Below are 17,651 nucleotides of genomic sequence, written 5' to 3' on the forward strand. Positions count from 1 at the left end.
GAAAGAACAAGAAATATCTAAAGGATAACAAACAATGAAAGCCTCTTCAACAGCCCAAACAATCTTAGATCAACTCTTTGTAAACCCCTCAACACCCTATGGAGCCTTCCCCTTTGATCGGATTAAGGATGAGCACTTTGCACCCACCTTTCGGGCTGCCATCGCTCAGTATCGCGCGGAACTGGCCGCCATTATAGAGAACCCCGAGCCTCCCACTTTTGCCAATACAATTGTGGCACTAGAGGAGATGGGGGCGGCCTTAGAGGCTGTGGAGGGTGTTTTCTTCAACCTACTCCATGCCAATAGCAATACTCAACTGATGGCTCTTGCCGAAGAGCTTTCGCCCGAACTTACGGCGCTGAGCAACGACACCAGCCTCTCGCCAGAATTGTTTGAGCGGATTCGCATTGTCTATGAACAGCGAGAATCCCTCGATTTAGACGAAGCAGATCGTCGTCTTCTAGAGAATTGCTATGATGGCTTTACCCGACAAGGCGCATTGCTCCCCCCGGAGAAGAAAGAGATTTTGCGCACACTGCGTGAGGAGTTAAGCCTTGCCACACTCACCTTTGGCAACCACGTTATTAAGGAGGAGAACGCCTTTTCTCTCTATATAGACCAAGCAGAAGCCATTGCTCCTCTCCCCCAAGCCATAAGGGAGAAAACCGCCTCAGCCGCTCTAGAGAAAGGACACAAAGGAGGGTATCTTTTCGACCTATCCTTCCCCTGCTACACGGCTATCATGAAGTTTTGCCCCGACCCACATATCCGGCAACAAATGTACCTAGCCAAGGCGACTCTTTGCTGCCATGGAGGGGAGACGGACAACCGAGCTATAACGCAAAAGATCGTCAATCATCGTCTACAGATAGCCCAACTCCTCGGCTATAAGAGCTATGCGGACTATGCTCTAGAGAAGCGAATGCTCAACACGCCCGAGCAGGTAATGCTGCTCCTTACCGACCTAAGGGAGTCTTATAAGCCCACCGGGGTAAAAGAGATGGAGGCCATCGCACAACTCAAAAATGCCCCCTTGGAGCCGTGGGATGTCATGTACTACATCGAGCAATACCGAGAGCAACACTATGCCTTTAGTCAGGAGGAGCTCCGCCCCTACTTCCCTCTACATCGCGTTATAGAGGGTGTTTTTGGCTTAGCCTCTCGCTTGTACGATATTTCATTTATCCCTGCCAAAGAACTCCCTATCTACCACCCCGATGTACTTCCCTACCGAGTGCAAGACAATAAAACAAAGCAACTGCTCGGACTTTTGTACCTCGACTTCTTCCCTCGCGAAGGCAAAAGAAGTGGTGCATGGATGAACAACCTCAAAGAGCAACGGGGCGAGCGACGCCCCCACATCCTGCTTGTGATGAACTTCACGCAAGCTACCAAAGATCTTCCCTCGCTCCTTTCGCCCAACGAAGTCAATACCTTCTTGCACGAATTTGGGCATGGGCTACACGGGCTCCTTACCCAAAGCAAATACACCTCCCTCAGCGGAACCAACGTAACGCGCGACTTCGTAGAGCTACCGAGTCAGCTCATGGAAAACTGGCTTCTACAGGCTGAGTTTGTCAAGACTTTTGCCCTACACTTCCAAACAAATCAGCCTCTACCTGAGGAACTCTTGGGCAAGATGATCGAAGCCGAAGGCTATCCTGCAGGATACAATACGCTACGCCAACTTTCGTTTGGACTCCTCGATATGGCGTACCACACCCTAGAGTCACCTCTACCCGAGGGGTGCGATCTGGAGCAATTTGAGCGCGACGCCACGGCTTCGGTACGCATTGTGCCCCCGGCTCCCAAGGGCTGTATGGGCTCGACTTCCTTTGGGCATCTCTTCTCGGGAGGCTATGCAGCCGGGTACTATGGCTACAAATGGAGCGAAGTACTCGATGCCGATGCCTTCTCCCTATTCCAAGATAAAGGGATATTCAACTCAGAGGTGGCTCAAGCCTTCCGCACCCATATTTTAGAAAAGGGCGACCTACGAGAAGCCATGGAGCTATATGTGGCTTTCCGTGGACGCAAACCCGAGATCAATGCTCTCCTCAAACGAGATCATATCCTATAAACATATTAAAAACTAAGCACTATGGAGTTATGAAAAAACACCGTACCTACATTCAAATCCTGATCTCCTTGTTGTTGGGGATTCAGTTCCTTTTTGCTCAAGAGAAACCTACAACCATTACGTTTCTCTCTGTAAACGACATGCATGCAACCCTCGACCGCTTCCCTCGCTTCGCCTACATGGTGGATAGTCTTCGCGGTCTTTACCCCGATCTCGTGCTCGTATCGGCCGGAGACAACCAAACAGGCAACCCCATCAACGACCAGTTCTCTCCTAAGGGATACCCCATGGTCGCTCTTATGAATGCCGTTGGGTTTACTTACTCCACGGTGGGGAATCATGAGTTCGACTCGCGTCCCTATGGCTTCGCCCTCCTCACACAAGAAGCCCAATTCCCCTTCATCTGTAGCAATGTAGAGGTAGAGCCCTATATCGGTATACGTATACTCCCCTCTACCGTGCACACATTCTACGACAAAGGGGTACGCGTTGCCCTCCTCGGTGCCGTACAACTCGAGGCCGACGGCAAGCCGGCTACGCACCCCGATTGGCTACATGGGATCAAATTTGAGCTCGCAAGAGACGTCCTCCCCCGGTATAAAGATATGCACGACCGGTGCGATGCGACCGTTCTCATCAGCCACTTAGGGCTCGAAGAAGACCAAGTAGTAGCCGCTCAGAATCCCTGGATAGACCTTATCATTGGGGGGCACTCTCACACCTACCTACCCGCTCCCGTAGAAGTTGGTAGCGTCTCCATCTCTCAAAGTGGATGCAAACTCCAGCACCTCAACATGATGCAAATGACCCTACATAAGGGTAAAGTAATTGCCAAAGAAGCACACTCTCTACCCATAGACCCCAAGGCAGGGAAAGAGAACAAAGAGGTACGCGCTCTCGTGGATCAGTTTAATAACAATCCCGTCTTCTCCGAAGTAGTAGGGACAGCCCTCGAAAACTTCACTTCGTACGACCAGCTCGGGTACTTTATGGTAGACGCCTACCGCTCGATGACGAAGAGCGACATTGCCGTTCAAAACAACGGAGGTGTGCGTATATCCAAGCTCCCCAAGGGGGATATTACCCGCAGGGACATACTCACACTCGACCCCTTTGGCAACGAAATGATGGTAGCAGACCTATCGCTCGATGAACTTAAAGCACTACTTCTATCCGGTACAGTGCGAGAAGAAGAGCATCGCCCCTTCCTTATCTCCGGTGCTACGGCCCACTACGTCTTCACCCCCGACAAAAAATGTACCTCCATCGAACTGCGCGATGCAAAGGGTAAACCCCTTAGCCCAAAACGTCGCTACAAAGTGGCTTATAACTCCTATATCAATGCAGCTTACCCCTACGAACACAAGCAGCCGGCCGTAGGACAGGGCTACAATACGGCAGAGGCAATTATGCGTTACATTGGGCAACTAAAGAAAGTCCCCTCGTACCAAAAAGCTTCTCCCCGCATTCATATCAAGGTAAAGTAAAAGAAATGCAACGTTAATCACTAAAATAGGATAGAGAGAGTGTGTGTGTAACAAGCGTACCACACTCTCTATCGTATAGCACGATAGTATGATACTCTCCGAATAACAACTCTCAATCCCTAAGAAGAAATGTTTAGAAGATTATTCCTCAGCATGGGCTGCCTCGGTCTCTTGTCGCTCCCCATGTACATCATGGCGCAGCAGGATAGTACAAGTCTTGCTGTCCCTAGCAAAGAGCTCGAAACCGTAGTAATCAAGGCAGATCCTGTACGAACGAAAAGCGATCGTGTTACCTTTTCGATTCCCGAAGTAGCGCGCAAAAAAGCGGCCAACGCTATGGATCTCCTTACCGTACTACCAGGTGTGGCTATGAATCCCGAGACGCGCAAACCCGAGATGATGAACGGAGAGCGTTTTCTCATTCTCATCAACGGAGTACAATCGGACGTAAGCATCTTACGATCCATGCCCGCCGAAGAAATCAAACGTCTAGAGATCCTCGATATGGTACCCATGCGCTATCGTGAGTATGACAAGGTGATTAACGTACTTACCTATGGCAACTTCCGCGGAGGGAGCCTCGCCGGAGACCTTGTACAGAGCGTCTCTCCCATGCTTGGGATGAGCGACGCATGGCTGCAAGGGGCAGCCTTTGGCAAAAAGGATATGTTTGCCGCAACTTACTACTTCTCTCGCCGAGAGTATAAAGAGCGTATCACCGATAAGGAGCAGAGTTTTACCCTTCCTAGCATTGGCAAGATCTCTAGAAAGAGTCGCCTCGAAGATGCCTTTGGCTATCGCCTGCACCTACCTACCCTAACCTATCAGCGACAAGAGACCGGAAACTATACCCTACAACTGGTATCGACCTCCTCTATCGTTCCCTACCATGCTGTAGGAAGTGGTACGATAAATGAGAATGGAACAGAGCTTTCGACGAAGAATAGCAGTCAATCTAAAGAGGTAAAATCTTCTGTGGATCTCCTCTTTATCAAAGAGATAAACAAAAAAAATTCGCTCTCGTTTAATGCTGTATGGACGGGAATCTTCACCGATAGAACAGATACCAATCACGAAGAGAAAATCAGCAACAAAGAGGTGGTCTTTAGTGACAAAGTAGTACAAGACCTCAAGAAAAATTCGCTCATCTTGCAAGCGGACTACACACATACCTTTGAGTCTCCTACCCAACTCTCTCTTGGGTATCGCTACTACGGAGCAAAGCTAAACTCCATCGTAACCAACTCTTTTTTCGAGAATAAACCGAGTGTAACAACGCAAAACAACCACTCGCTCTATGGGGATTTCTCCTATAAACTCGGGCAGGTAAACCTCTCCCTTAAGGGTACATTGGATTACCTACACAGCAATTACTATGGAGCCCGCCAATCCTCTTTAAGTCCCCAAGTGTACCTCAATGCCAAGTACATAATAGACAAACACAATGCCCTACGTCTGCGCACAAGCTATACCTATTACGAGTCTCAGCTAGGCTCCCATGCTGAGAATATGCGCTATCTAGAGCAATACATTCTCTATCGAGGGAACCCCAATCTCAAGCCAACCCGTAGCCTTGGAGCGAGGGTAACCTATAGCCTTACCTATCCCAATCTCTATGTAGAACTAGCCCCGATAGCTCACTGCAATTGGGGAGACGAATACAACGATTACTTCTTAGAAAAGGACCCCAAAACGGGGCGTGAGTACCTGGTCACCACTCCCGTGAATGCGCGCTATCGTAGAGGCTATGGTACGAGCTATAACCTGCAATACGCTCCGTGGATGAGCGACAAGGGTAGCTTGGTATTCAAGACCTCCGGCGATGTCTATAACATACGCATTGATAGAGGTGCCGACCGTGCCGCCATACAAAAGTGGATTACACCACTCAACTACTCGGTGGAGCTCAATTATGGCAAATGGGGCATCTATTACAGGGGTAATCTCCTAAGGAATGGAATAGACGGCTTAGTGGTAAGCAGTAAGGAGAATCAATCTTCTCTGGGGCTTAGATACACCACAGGGCCTTGGACGTTTAAGACCGATTGTCTTTGGTTCTTGACCGAATGCGAATACCTCTCGCACACAGTGCCTCAAAGCCTAGTACAGAGCAGGGCTCGTACTCATATCCGCGACGACCGCTCGGTAATTCGCCTCAATGTTGCTTTCGACTTCTCTTGGGGCAAGAGCCGCAGCGTATCGACTCAAAAACTCAACGAGGATAGCGACTCAGGGGCATTCTAACCCCTCCCCTCTCCTTCTCTCGGGCAGGCTTCCCCATTCGTCAAGCGGGAGGTCTGCCCTATTTCTTTTGTTCCGCCTCACCGCAACCAGCCTTTTACCTCCACTATCCACGGGGCATTTGTGCAAGGGGGGCGATACTTTTTGACTACCTTTGCGGCAGAAATAAATGAAAAATCAGCAGAAATTGCACGTATGGCAAAAGAGATTAAGGAGCTTACTCCCCGCAGCGAAAACTATTCGCAGTGGTATCAAGACTTGGTGACTAAGGCAGATCTTGCAGAGAACTCTGCCGTTCGAGGCTGCATGGTCATTAAGCCCTATGGCTATGCTATTTGGGAAAAAATGCAAGCCGAGCTAGACAAACGATTTAAGGAAACAGGGCACGTCAATGCCTACTTCCCTCTATTCATACCCAAGAGCTACCTAAGCCGCGAAGCAGACCACGTAGAGGGGTTTGCCAAGGAATGCGCCGTAGTAACTCATTACAGACTCAAAAACAGCCCGGATGGAAGCGGTGTAGTAGTAGACCCCGAGGCTAAACTCGAAGAAGAACTCATCGTACGCCCTACCTCCGAGACCATCATTTGGAGTACTTACAAGAACTGGATCCAAAGCTATCGAGACCTACCCGTGCTCTGCAACCAGTGGGCAAACGTGGTACGTTGGGAGATGCGCACACGTCTTTTCTTGCGCACTGCCGAATTCCTCTGGCAAGAGGGACATACAGCACACGCTACTCGCGAGGAGGCTGTAGCCGAAGCCGAGAAAATGCTTGAGGTATATGGCGACTTTGCCGAGAAGGTGCTCGCCGTACCTGTGATCCGTGGGGTCAAGAGCGAGACAGAGCGTTTTGCCGGTGCCGTAGATACCTACACCATCGAAGCTCTTATGCAGGATGGTAAAGCCCTACAATCGGGGACTTCTCACTTCTTGGGGCAGAACTTTGCCAAAGCCTTTGACGTATACTTCCTCAACAAAGAGGGGCAACGCGAATTGGTTTGGGCTACCTCATGGGGTGTTTCCACTCGCTTGATGGGGGCTCTTATCATGTCGCACTCCGACGATAACGGGCTCGTGCTCCCTCCCTCTCTCGCTCCTATACAGGTAGTAATTGTACCTATTTACAAAACCGAAGAGCACCTCGCTGCCATACGTGAGCGTGTAGAGCCGCTAATCAAAGACCTACTCGCTAGAGGCATAAGCGTTAAGCTGGACGATAACGACAACAAGAAGCCCGGATGGAAGTTTGCCGAGTACGAACTCAAGGGTATACCTGTACGCCTTGCCCTCGGCGCGCGCGACCTAGAGCAGGGTACGGTAGAGGTAGCTCGTCGTGATACGCTTACCAAAGAGACGGTTGCTTTCGAAGGTATTGCCGATCATATCGAATCGCTCCTCCAGAGCATCCAAAAGAATATCTACGACAAGGCTCTCGCCTTCCGCGAAGCAAGCACTCGCACCGTAGATACCTACGAGGAGTTTAAGGTAGAGATTGAGAAGGGCGGCTTTATCCTAGCGCACTGGGATGGTACCCCCGAGACCGAGGCACGTATCAAAGAGGAGACCAAGGCTACTATTCGCTGTATCCCTCTTGGTGGAGACCCAACGCCCGGGGTATGTATGGTAACGGGCAAACCCTCTAAGCAACGTGTACTCTTTGCACGAGCTTACTAATCCCCAATAACAACAAAACCTTAGAGGGTCACTACCTTGGCGTGGTGACTTTCTAAGGCTTTCTTTTTCTTTGTACGTATGCTGATAACTGCGCATAATGGCGTCCGAGATGGACTTATCGTACTCTCCGGAGGACTGGATAGTACCACGCTGCTCTACGACTATCGCGATGAGATTGCCCTAGCCGTTACCTTCGACTATGGCTCCAAACATAACCAAAGGGAGATACCGTGCGCCCAACATCATTGCCGGCAATTGGGCATCGAGCACCTGATCATCCCTCTTGGCTTTATGGGGCAATACTTCCGCAGCGACCTACTTCTCTCGGGCGGAGAGATCCCTCTAGGGGCGTATAACGAAGAGAATATGCAAGCTACGGTGGTGCCCTTTCGCAATGGCATCATGCTGAGCATTGCCGCCGGACTTGCCGAGAGCCGAGGGCTGAAACGCCTATTTATTGCCAATCACTTTGGCGATCACAATATCTATCCGGACTGCCGAGCCGCTTTTGCCGAACCTATGGCAGAGGCGATACTGCAAGGGACCTCCAACCAAGTAGAGCTTGCTGCCCCCTATACCCTCCTCTCCAAAAGCGAAATTGTAGCCGTAGGGATGCCACTCGGGCTGGACTACGCCACCACCTGGAGCTGCTATGTGGGCGGAGAGACGCAGTGCGGAGAGTGTGCAACTTGCCGTGAACGAAAAGAGGCCTTTGCCCTGGCAGGCGTCCCCGACCCCACCTCCTACCTCCAATAAGGCAAGCTGTGCCGTCCCTCTCCTTTGTAAGGAAAGGGGGAACAACCCGAACCCCACCGACCCACAATGAGCGACCCACTAATCCGTATCCCCGACCCCGAGAATTTGGAGATGCAATACCTTCTACAACTTGTAGAGGAGACCAACCGCAATATCTTTCTCACGGGGCGAGCCGGCACGGGTAAAAGCTCACTTCTGAGGCATGTCAGTGCCCACACCAAAAAGGAGCACGTCATACTCGCCCCTACGGGCATCTCCGCCCTCAATGCCGGGGGGCAAACCATCCACTCCTTCTTCCGTTTACCTTTTAGTCCTATTCCGCCGAGCGACAAGGAACTCCTCCGCAATTCGCTCAAGCGCATCCGCAAGGAGCAACGCAAGCTCATCAACAAACTCGAACTAATTATCATAGACGAGGTATCTATGGTGAGGGCGGATATTGTGGACGCCATAGACTATTTACTAAGGGTAATCAGGGGGCTTATGTCTACACCTTTTGGGGGCGTGCAGATGCTCTTTGTGGGCGATCTCTTCCAACTCGAACCCGTGGTAACGAGGGGAGAAACAGAGATCATCAACCGCTTCTACACAACGCCCTTTTTCTATGGAGCTGCCGCCTTCGATACCCAAAAGCCCCTGCTGATCGAACTCAACAAGGTGTACCGGCAGACCGACCGCACCTTTGTTTCCATTCTGGACCACATACGCACCGGCAACACATCCGACCAAGATGTAGCTCTCCTGAATGAGCGAAGCGGACAAAACGCAGCTCTTGCCTCCTCCTCGGACTTCAACATAACCCTCACCTCGCGGCGAGATCGCGCCATGGCTATCAACGAAAGTCAGCTGGCTGAGCTGGAGAGCAAGAAGTCCGAATTTAAGGGTTCGGTATCGGGTGAATTCCCCGAGAGCAGTCTACCCACAGACCTTGTACTCGCCCTCAAAGAAGGTGCGCAGGTGATGTTTATTGCCAACGATCCCAACCACGAGTGGGTCAACGGCACACTAGGGCGATACCTAGGGGCAAACGAGGAGTTTGGTTTTATAGAGGTGGCATTGGAGGATGGGAGAGAATGCCAAGTAGAACCCTACACGTGGGAGAACAAGCGATATTCGCTCAACGAGGAGAATAACACCATAGAAGAGGAGGTAATAGGACGCTTCACACAGTACCCTCTGCGTCTCGCCTGGGCCATTACCATACACAAGAGCCAGGGGCTAACGTTCGACCACGCCACCATCGACTTCTCCGACGGCACATTTGCCGCAGGACAGGCCTATGTAGCCCTTAGCCGGTGCCGCTCTCTCGAGGGGATGAATCTCCTTCGTCCCTTCCGCAAGCAGGATGTAATCACTCGCTCCTCCATCATTGAGTACTACCGTGCTGCCGCCAATCCACAGCAATTGCAAGTAGCTCTGGAGGAGAGCCATGCCTACTCACTCTACCAATCTGCTCTCCAACTACTCAATAAGGGCGACCTCCATCAAGCCATTACACTCTTTGGTCAAGCTCTTAACGAGAAAAACATCTTCGACTCCCCCCAGGCGCGTAGACTTCTACTCCACAAACTCTATCAGGTAGAGGGCGTAATCGAACAGCAGAAAAAGAAGACGAAGGAGACGAAAAAGGATAAGGCGCAACTGGAGAAGTTGGCTCTCGAATACATCGAAATGGGCGATCAGTGCCTTGATGAATACGACGATCCGACTTCGGCGCTCAACAATTACGACAAGGCTCTCGCGCTCAATCCGCTCCATCCCACAGCTCTAGCACGCAAGGGCTTTGCGCTACGCTCCCTCGGGCGCATCAAAGAAGCCCACAAGCTACTCAAGGAGGGGTACGAAAAGCTATTCCGACACCTAGAGGTGGCCATGCAGTTCGCCTTCACCAATCTAGAGATGGGGGCGGATAAGGAAGCCTATAAGATAATGAGCCGAGCTGTGGTGGAGCATCCCGATAATAAGCCCCTCTTGACCAAGCTAATCGAAGTATCCGAGCAACTCGGCTACTCTGAGGAGGCGCACCGCTACCAAACGATGCTCAACAACCTCGACTAACCCGCCCTACAGAGCCCGAGAGCCCTTTGTACTTTGTTGGTGTGTTCTATTAGTGTGCTAGAGGTACAAGGATTCCTATTAGTCAGCAAAACAGATTACTGTGCCACCTCTTTGCTTAAGATGGCAAGAGACAAATAGAGCATCACGAGAGAGGGTTAGTATATTACAGCATCCTTGTATCGTAAATCAAAGAAGCCATTGGTTATCTTTCCCCTTTTGCTTATCTGCCCATTAACATACTCAAGCTCTCCTGAAAACTCCCCACAAATTAAATTTTCCTCTGGGACAAATCTTGTAACAATCAAAGAAAGGCTATCTTTTCCACTATGCCATCCACCTAACCGGAACTTACCCCTAATGGAAAAACTTTTTTGGTGAAATAAACTTTCTGAAATTTTTGCCCGAAGATAAGCAGAAGTCTGATTATACTTCTTATCTTCCCTTCCGGCAGTCCACGTGAAGACATACTCTGTGATTTGATCGCTCGTCTTCTTTGCCAAAAGACATCCCCAGTTACCTGGAGAAAAAAATACCGGATAATCTCTCATCCCCTCTTTGGGGAAGACATAGGGCTTGCCATCAAATTCAAAGGCAACGATATTGGCACCCGTCTCGGTGCGTGGGGGCATTCGACTGAAAAAGAGGGAATCTTCGTCAATATCGTATTTGGGTTTGCCACCTATACGAAGACAGCTAGAGAGGGCGGCTTGCAGGAACAGGAAAACAACTATTCCTAAGGCTGTAATTCGGGTACTACGCATAATGTTTCTTTTTTGTTGGTGTGTTCTACTGTCCAAATATACAAAAGTTTTGGTTCTCGCCGCTCTTAATTGTAAGCATTTATCCTAGCTAATGGAAAATTCATCTCAAAGCAAAACTTTTTCTTTTACATCTTGATTGTCACGTTCTCTTTCAGCAAGAGGCTGATTTTTTTACAGTCCAAAGATTTCTAGAGTCTATGGCTAAAAAAGAAATATTTCTTGGGCAGAATGTCTCTCCCTTATTGCCTGAAAAATAAAAAGAAATTAGCTGGTATTCGACCTCAAAATTGCCCAAGAAAGAAATGAAAACTAGCGAGAGAATTTTCCGCTTTCCCTTTCCGGTAAAAGGTACTCGAGAGGGAATAAATCAAGGGCTGACTCCACCATGTGTGTGTGGAGTCAGCCCTTTTTCGTTATGCTCTTTGGAGCGGGGAGGGGGGATCGCTACTCTTCGGGGATGTAGATAATCTCGCCGTTCTCTAGCTGGTAAGCCACGCCTACACGCTTCCCTTTGTTGCCATCCTTCGGATTGGCGGTGTCGTTACTTGGCGTGTACTTCTCAATCTTTTCCCCCTTCTTCATGATGATCTCCATATTCTCTTTCCCGGGATTCTTTACGATGGTATAGTCCTCTTGGCTGAAAACTTCCGTCATATTGAACTTGGTCACCAGAGCCACCATGAGAGCCAAGGCAAAGACCATGGCCACGTCAAATAGATTGGATACGAGAGAAGAGGGATCTGCCTCTTCCTCCTCAAAACGTCTGCGCTTCTTCATGATCCGATTATTCGTTGTCGAGCTTCTCGTTTACATAATCCAACCAAATAAGGTCGTGGTGGTGATAGCTGCGCAAAATATGTAGCGCAATGTAGCCCACAGCAGAGGTAAACATCCCTATCACGGTAGTGGCAAAAGCCACCTGCATATTGTACGCCATGCTGGCAATGTCTCCGGAAGAAAGCCCAACCAAAGCAGGCCCCATAGGGATAAGTGTACCCATAAGCCCGAGGATAGGGCCGAACTTCGTGAGTATCTTGGCAGCCCCGAGGCGGTGCTCTACGGCTAGGTCATACTCCCCGATGAGAAGATCCCGACGCGCACGATCACTCGTAAGCAACGTACCAAGGAGGAGGTCGAAGGGGCCCTTTCGTTGCTTTGCCAAGACAGATTGCAGAGCCGTTACATCAAATTGGCTCTCTTTGCTGATTACCTTTGAGTAGGCATCTTGGCGTCTGCGGTGCGTTTGCCACGTACCAAACAAAGTCCCCAGCATCAGCAGCGAACGGATAAACAGATAGAGCAGAGCTACTACTACAGGTACCAATAGACCATTGGAAACCCAAAACATAGCGTTGGATAGATAGTGCATACTTTTATTTAGAGTTATTAGTTGTGCGTTTTTTCAGTTTAAGTTGGATATAGGGAATAACCCAATGTGAGAAGAGATAGCCGACGACTCCCATACTCAAGACAAAGAGAATGAGATAAACAACCATCAGCCAATCCACGTCGGCTCCGGTTCCTCGCACGGCACTATCGGGGTGCAATACTCCGGCAGCCACCACCACGAAGAAAAGCAGAAGGGAGAGCAAAATAGCAAGTTCTCTCAGTAGTTCGTCGCCCATCCCTATGGCTCGCAATAGGTAGGGAGCAGCAAGGGTTAGCAAAGCCACTACGGCCATCAGCGCAAGAGTTACCCCAAGGAAAGAAGCCCCCGGCAAGACGTAAAACAATCGTAGACGTACGTAGAAAAGTGTAGGGAACATCATAATGGGGGCGAAGCTACGAGAAAGCGTACGCCACCACCTCCGCGAGTAGGTACTACGGTGTACGCAGAGATAGACCACATAGAGAAGGTCTACCATTACCAAAAGGGACATATCTTGCAGAGCCTGTGGCGTGTAGAGCAATTCCTCTAGAGCGTGGAGTTTACTATTCATCGTAATAGAATGCACCACAGCCAGGAACGCCACATACAGCAAGGCGTGCCCTCCTCGTACGATAAGCCCTAGGTAGTTCCCCCTCTTAGATGCCCCCGAAGGCGAGCCCTCCCTTTTTGCTAAGAGAGAAGCTGCCTTCGAGTGTATCCCCTCCTCTATCATCCATTTGAGGATGGCAAGAAGAGCAACAATCAATAGTATTTCACTCATTACTCTGCTGACGCAACTTGCGTTTACGATAGATAACAAAGATGATAATGAGCACCACCACTACCCCAATGGCCACAAACAAGAAGAGCTGAGAGGGGCGTTCTATGGCTGATGTATCATCGGCGTTTAGTTCCTCCTTCTTGAGAAGTTGGGCATCCTTGCTTTGCTCGCTCGAGAGATTGCGCACCTTCTGAATGGCTTTTTGGTAGCTCTGTTGCTGTTCGGCAGGGATTTCCTTGGCAATGAAATCTCTCAATTTTGCATTGTCGCAAACAAATCCACTGCACCCGGCTCCAAACTTTTCTATCTCCTCGGCATGTAGCTCGGCAATTGCCTTTCGCTGTTCGGGCGAGGCATTCCACATTCCCTTGCGGATGGTCTCCATCATCACCGCCGTGATCTCCTGGAGAGCAGCAGGGTTGTTTTGCTCGAAAAAGTCTCGGATCCCCAAGTCCTTATCATCCTTGATATAGGTATTGTATATATCGTCCCAGAGTTCCTTGTCTATGGCAGAGGGTTTCATTACGTTCCACCCATAAGTGTTGCGGATGGTCTCGGCTAGAGCAGATGCAGCCCCTTGCCCCTCCTTGGTTACCTCCTTGATGTAGGTAGGATTGAGTATGGTAGTACGTGCCTCTACGCCTATGGCTTGCTTCATCTCTTGTACTCGGGTACGATGATGGTTGCGCAAGTCGTTGAAGTAGCCATCGGGGTCTTTCCCTGTTACTTGGCGCACGGTAAGAGTCAAGCCCCCCATAAATTCGTAGATATGGTCAAGGCTTAACGGCCCCCAAGAGTTGCTTTGACGCGGTTGTACCACAGCGTCTACATTTTGCAGAGCCGCCTCAAACAATCCGGCTTCAAAGTCACCCCATTGTTCACTGCTACCGTATATGGCACCCATGTTATTGAGGTATACGTCGGCAATCTCCGACTCCTTTTCCCATCGGTCGCCACTCTCTACCATCTCTTGTATCCCTGTGCCATAATTGCCATTGACACCGCCAAATACACGCTGCGTACTCAGGGAGCGAGCCTCGTTGGGCGAAAGTCCCTTCTCGAGCAGTACCTTTTCGGCATCAACAGCCCCCTTGGCTACCTCGTTGTCTTTCTCTCCGCTCTCCTTGGCAGCTAGGTCTACCGCCTTCTGGATCAAGTAGAGACGAGAGGCTGCCAAATCGCGCAACTGACCCGAAGTTTGCACCACTACGTCTATACGTTTGCGGTTGAGTTGCTCCATGGGGATAAGCCTAATATCCTGTACACGCCCCATCATATCTCGCACAGGTTCACACCCGAGTAGATAGATGATTTCTGCTATTGTAGCTCCTTCACTCTCGATAAAGCTACTACTCCAGAGAGAGAAGCTAACCTTTTGCGGTAGTTCTCCATTGTGACGCTTTTTATAGTCGGCAAGGAGATCTTCTGCCAGCTTCTTTCCCTTATCCCATGCCGCTACCGTGGGGGTAGTCTCGGCATTAATGGAGTAGAGATTGCGTCCTGTGGGGAGTGTCTCGGGGTTGGCAATATAGTCACCACCCGGGGAGGGCGCAAGGTAACCGCCATTGAGAGCATTCACAATAGAGGATAGCTCCCTTTGGGGGCTTTGCATGAGTTTATCGTAGTAGCCTACAATGGCATTGATGGAATGACGGAGCTGTTGCATGCTGGCAACAAATGCTTTTTCGTCGGGCGATAGAGCCTCTTGCTGCATTGCTTTCATTGCCTCCATCATAGCAGGGGGCATCTTGCCGCTCCCCTTCTTGTCCATCCCTTGGGGCATACCCCCCGGGTGACCGCCCTTTTTGTCCGCCCCTTGAGGCATACCGCCCGGGTGACCACCCTTCTTGTCCACCCCTTGAGGCATACCGCCCGGGTGACCACCCTTCTTGTCCGCCCCTTGAGGCATACCGCCTGGGTGACCACCCTTCTTATCCTTTCCTTCCGCTCCCATAGAAGCGGGCTTCTTACCACTCATTGCCCCCATCGGCATTCCCATACCACCGCCTTTCATAGCACCCATAGAGCCCATCATAGCGGCATTGTTGGCTTCCGTTTTGGCAATAAGTTGCTCGGCAAGGCGACGCTCCTCAGCGGTAACGCCCAAAGAGGTGAGCACAGCCTCCGTATTTACTTGATGCGCGGCTAGAGCTTGACGCACTACACGCTCGGCAGGTTCTCGGTAATGCTGAGTAAAGAAGCGTTCATTATCTTGCTGCTTTTGGGTGTACTTGCCTCTGTGGCGGTCGAGAGCAGCAAGGGCATAGGCAATAGGATCGGTAGCAATGTGTAGCACGGAGCTATGGATCTTCTCACGAGAGAAGGCAATACCCGTACGGTACATCCCTCCCGGTATTTTGCTTACGGCCAGCTCCTCGGCAAAGTCGGATAGGCTCTCTATTTCTTCCCTACTGTAGGGTTTTGTACGAATGGAATCTAAATGAAGATCTCTGTGGAATCCCTTTTTGATAGCCAGGTTTTTGATACGAAGAGATAGCTCTTGGTTATCGGTTTCGCTTGCTAAGTATTGATCCGTTAGCTTTAGTAGATCGGCCACATCACCCCGAAGTCTTGTCTCGATAAAAGGAGGTGCGAGATACGAAACCGTCTCTCCATAGCTTCTGCGCTTCGCTATCATCGCCTCCCCAATGTTGGCAATTGTATAGTAATATATATGGGGGAGGTCGTTGATCATGCGGTCGGTCCAATCCTCTTGCGAGAGGGCAATTTGCTTGCCGTTGATAAACTCAAGACTACCATGCGTACCAAAGTGCATAATGGCATCGGCACGGAATCCCTTTTGCACCCAGAGGTAAGAAGCTACATAGGGATAGGGAGGAAGGGGATTAGCACCATGCACTGCCTTGAAGTCATTATCGCCGACTCCTTGACCCGGCTGAGGGAGAAGCACCACATTACCAAAGGGCACGGCCGTAACGGCAATACCCTCTTTGTCGCCTTTTCGCATGGTATAGTACTCCCCAGGAGCAGCTCCATATTTTTTGGCAAGTGCCTCTCTTTGGTTGGGAGTAAGGACGGCATTCATCCAGCTTTGGAGGCTATCCGTAGAGACGAATTGGGGGTATCCCTTAGCAATAAAGTCCGCAAGAGCACCCTCTGCATAGCTATTGAAGAGCGCGCCTTGGGTCATCACCATTTTCTCAAACTCGGCTTCCGTAGAGGGCAGACCCGTGACCTTGTACCCTTGGTTGCGCAACTCTAGCAACACGTTATAGAGCGAGGGAAGCACCTCTATCCCCTGAGCAACGAGGCTATTCTGCCCTGGGCCTTTGAAGTAGTAAATGGCGACGCGCTTCTCACTATTAGGTTTGCGCTTGAGCGATATATAGTTATTGACCAGTCGGGTAAAGGTCTCTAGACGATCCGGGATAGCATGGAAGTATTGCAATCCACTCTTACTATCGCGCTCCAAAGCCACAAGAGCAAAGGGTATCATAGCCCCGTCAATCTCGGGCGTGGAGACGCTTTGCGAGAGGAAACCTCCCACCAAACCTTGTTTATCGGCAAGCCAATCTTCCCTCTCGGCAACAATGGTAAGAGGGGCTATAATGGGTATATTTTGCTGCTGGAGGTAGCTGATAGCAGGGTCTGTATTGCCCGATAGCATTTTGCCATGGGGCATATAAATTAGAAGATCCGGGTTAATCTCTTGGATTATTTTTAGGCGATCTCCCCCGGCAGAGAAGGGGTACACGTTGAGTCCACTCTCCTCCAAAGAGGCTACTATCTCATCTATATGCTCTCGGTTGGAGTTGGTGGGAGAGGCGAAACTAATGAGCATGGCAACCTTAGGAGCTCCCTCTTTGTAGCCGTTGCTTTTGTAGTAGGCTTCGTACTCTTTGAGGGAAGAGAAGAGATCATCGTCCGTCTTTCCGTAGAATACATTTTCTCCAAAACTAACAGGCTTTTCTATGCTCCCCTCTCGGAGTGACTTACCCAATATCTCCTGACGGATATAGTTGAATCCCGATCTATAATTCTTAGCCCCCCCGTTGCTGAAATAGGAGACTACGAGAGAAGATTGCTCCTCTGTGAGGGAGGATATCTCGTTATCGGGGCTTGTCGCCATGAATACTTGCACATGGCACTTCTTCTCTTCGATGAGTTTTTGTACCAGCTCTCGATCTTCGGGAGCCCACTTAAGCCCCATCCCAAAAGCGAGTACAAAATCATAATTCTCAAGTTGGGAAAGGTCGTCTTCTACCTTGACGGTTGCATTCTTTTCGTCGGCAGAAGAGATGGCACGAGCCACCATAAATTGGGGGAAGTTTACCAAAGCTACCTTGATGGGTTTGGGGCGGAATATCCCCCAAAGCACAGCAACTGCCACGAGGGCAAGGGCTGCAAAGAGTAGCGTTTTTGTTCGTTTCGATAGTTTCATAGGAGTTTATTTCTTTTACGGGAAGTAGGGCGTTTTGAG

The 17,651-nt window shown here is 50.2% G+C and carries 11 protein-coding genes; 6 read left to right on the forward strand and 5 right to left on the reverse strand.

Annotated features, from left to right (window positions below):
• Window positions 1–34 precede the first annotated feature (34 nt).
• The 6 genes from ACTTHR_RS05350 to ACTTHR_RS05375 all read left to right on the forward strand — a co-directional run bounded on the left by ACTTHR_RS05350 (window position 35) and on the right by ACTTHR_RS05375 (window position 10,299).
• A complete protein-coding gene (locus ACTTHR_RS05350) occupies window positions 35–2,080 on the forward strand; it encodes a M3 family metallopeptidase (RefSeq protein WP_442605453.1) in 2,046 nt (681 codons plus the stop codon).
• A 29-nt stretch (window positions 2,081–2,109) separates the two neighbouring features.
• Entirely contained in the window at window positions 2,110–3,567 is a 1,458-nt protein-coding gene (locus ACTTHR_RS05355; RefSeq protein WP_442605454.1) for a bifunctional metallophosphatase/5'-nucleotidase, read from the forward strand.
• Between the two features lie 129 nt (window positions 3,568–3,696).
• Window positions 3,697–5,811 (forward strand): TonB-dependent receptor plug domain-containing protein, encoded by a 2,115-nt coding sequence (locus tag ACTTHR_RS05360; protein WP_442605455.1) that lies wholly within the window; start codon window positions 3,697–3,699, stop codon window positions 5,809–5,811.
• 192 nt (window positions 5,812–6,003) lie between these two features.
• Window positions 6,004–7,485, forward strand: a complete 1,482-nt coding sequence (gene proS / locus ACTTHR_RS05365) for a proline--tRNA ligase (protein WP_442605456.1) — start codon at window positions 6,004–6,006, stop codon at window positions 7,483–7,485.
• A gap of 78 nt (window positions 7,486–7,563) precedes the next feature.
• Window positions 7,564–8,241 (forward strand): 7-cyano-7-deazaguanine synthase QueC, encoded by a 678-nt coding sequence (gene queC, locus ACTTHR_RS05370; protein ID WP_442605457.1) that lies wholly within the window; start codon window positions 7,564–7,566, stop codon window positions 8,239–8,241.
• Between the two features lie 66 nt (window positions 8,242–8,307).
• Window positions 8,308–10,299 (forward strand): AAA family ATPase, encoded by a 1,992-nt coding sequence (locus tag ACTTHR_RS05375; protein ID WP_442605458.1) that lies wholly within the window; start codon window positions 8,308–8,310, stop codon window positions 10,297–10,299.
• A 155-nt stretch (window positions 10,300–10,454) separates the two neighbouring features.
• On the opposite strand, the gene ACTTHR_RS05380 is transcribed toward ACTTHR_RS05375, so the two are convergent.
• From ACTTHR_RS05380 to ACTTHR_RS05400, 5 genes are all read right to left on the reverse strand, one after another.
• Window positions 10,455–11,096 carry a hypothetical protein gene (locus ACTTHR_RS05380; protein ID WP_442605459.1) on the reverse strand — a complete coding sequence of 214 codons (642 nt, stop codon included), beginning with the start codon at window positions 11,094–11,096 and terminating at the stop codon, window positions 10,455–10,457.
• Between the two features lie 408 nt (window positions 11,097–11,504).
• On the reverse strand, window positions 11,505–11,837 hold the full coding sequence (locus ACTTHR_RS05385; protein WP_004334439.1) for a DUF2149 domain-containing protein: 333 nt from the start codon (window positions 11,835–11,837) through the stop codon (window positions 11,505–11,507).
• A gap of 7 nt (window positions 11,838–11,844) precedes the next feature.
• Complete coding sequence (locus tag ACTTHR_RS05390; protein WP_004334552.1) at window positions 11,845–12,429, reverse strand: MotA/TolQ/ExbB proton channel family protein; 585 nt, start codon at window positions 12,427–12,429, stop codon at window positions 11,845–11,847.
• A 4-nt stretch (window positions 12,430–12,433) separates the two neighbouring features.
• A complete protein-coding gene (locus ACTTHR_RS05395; RefSeq protein WP_442605460.1) occupies window positions 12,434–13,210 on the reverse strand; it encodes a hypothetical protein in 777 nt (258 codons plus the stop codon).
• Window positions 13,203–17,612 (reverse strand): cobaltochelatase subunit CobN, encoded by a 4,410-nt coding sequence (locus tag ACTTHR_RS05400; protein WP_442605461.1) that lies wholly within the window; start codon window positions 17,610–17,612, stop codon window positions 13,203–13,205. The genes ACTTHR_RS05395 and ACTTHR_RS05400 overlap by 8 nt, the downstream gene beginning before the upstream one ends.
• Between the last annotated feature and the right edge of the window lie 39 nt (window positions 17,613–17,651).

Source organism: Porphyromonas endodontalis (assembly GCF_052173515.1).
Classification (GTDB): Bacteria; Bacteroidota; Bacteroidia; order Bacteroidales; family Porphyromonadaceae; genus Porphyromonas; species Porphyromonas endodontalis_A.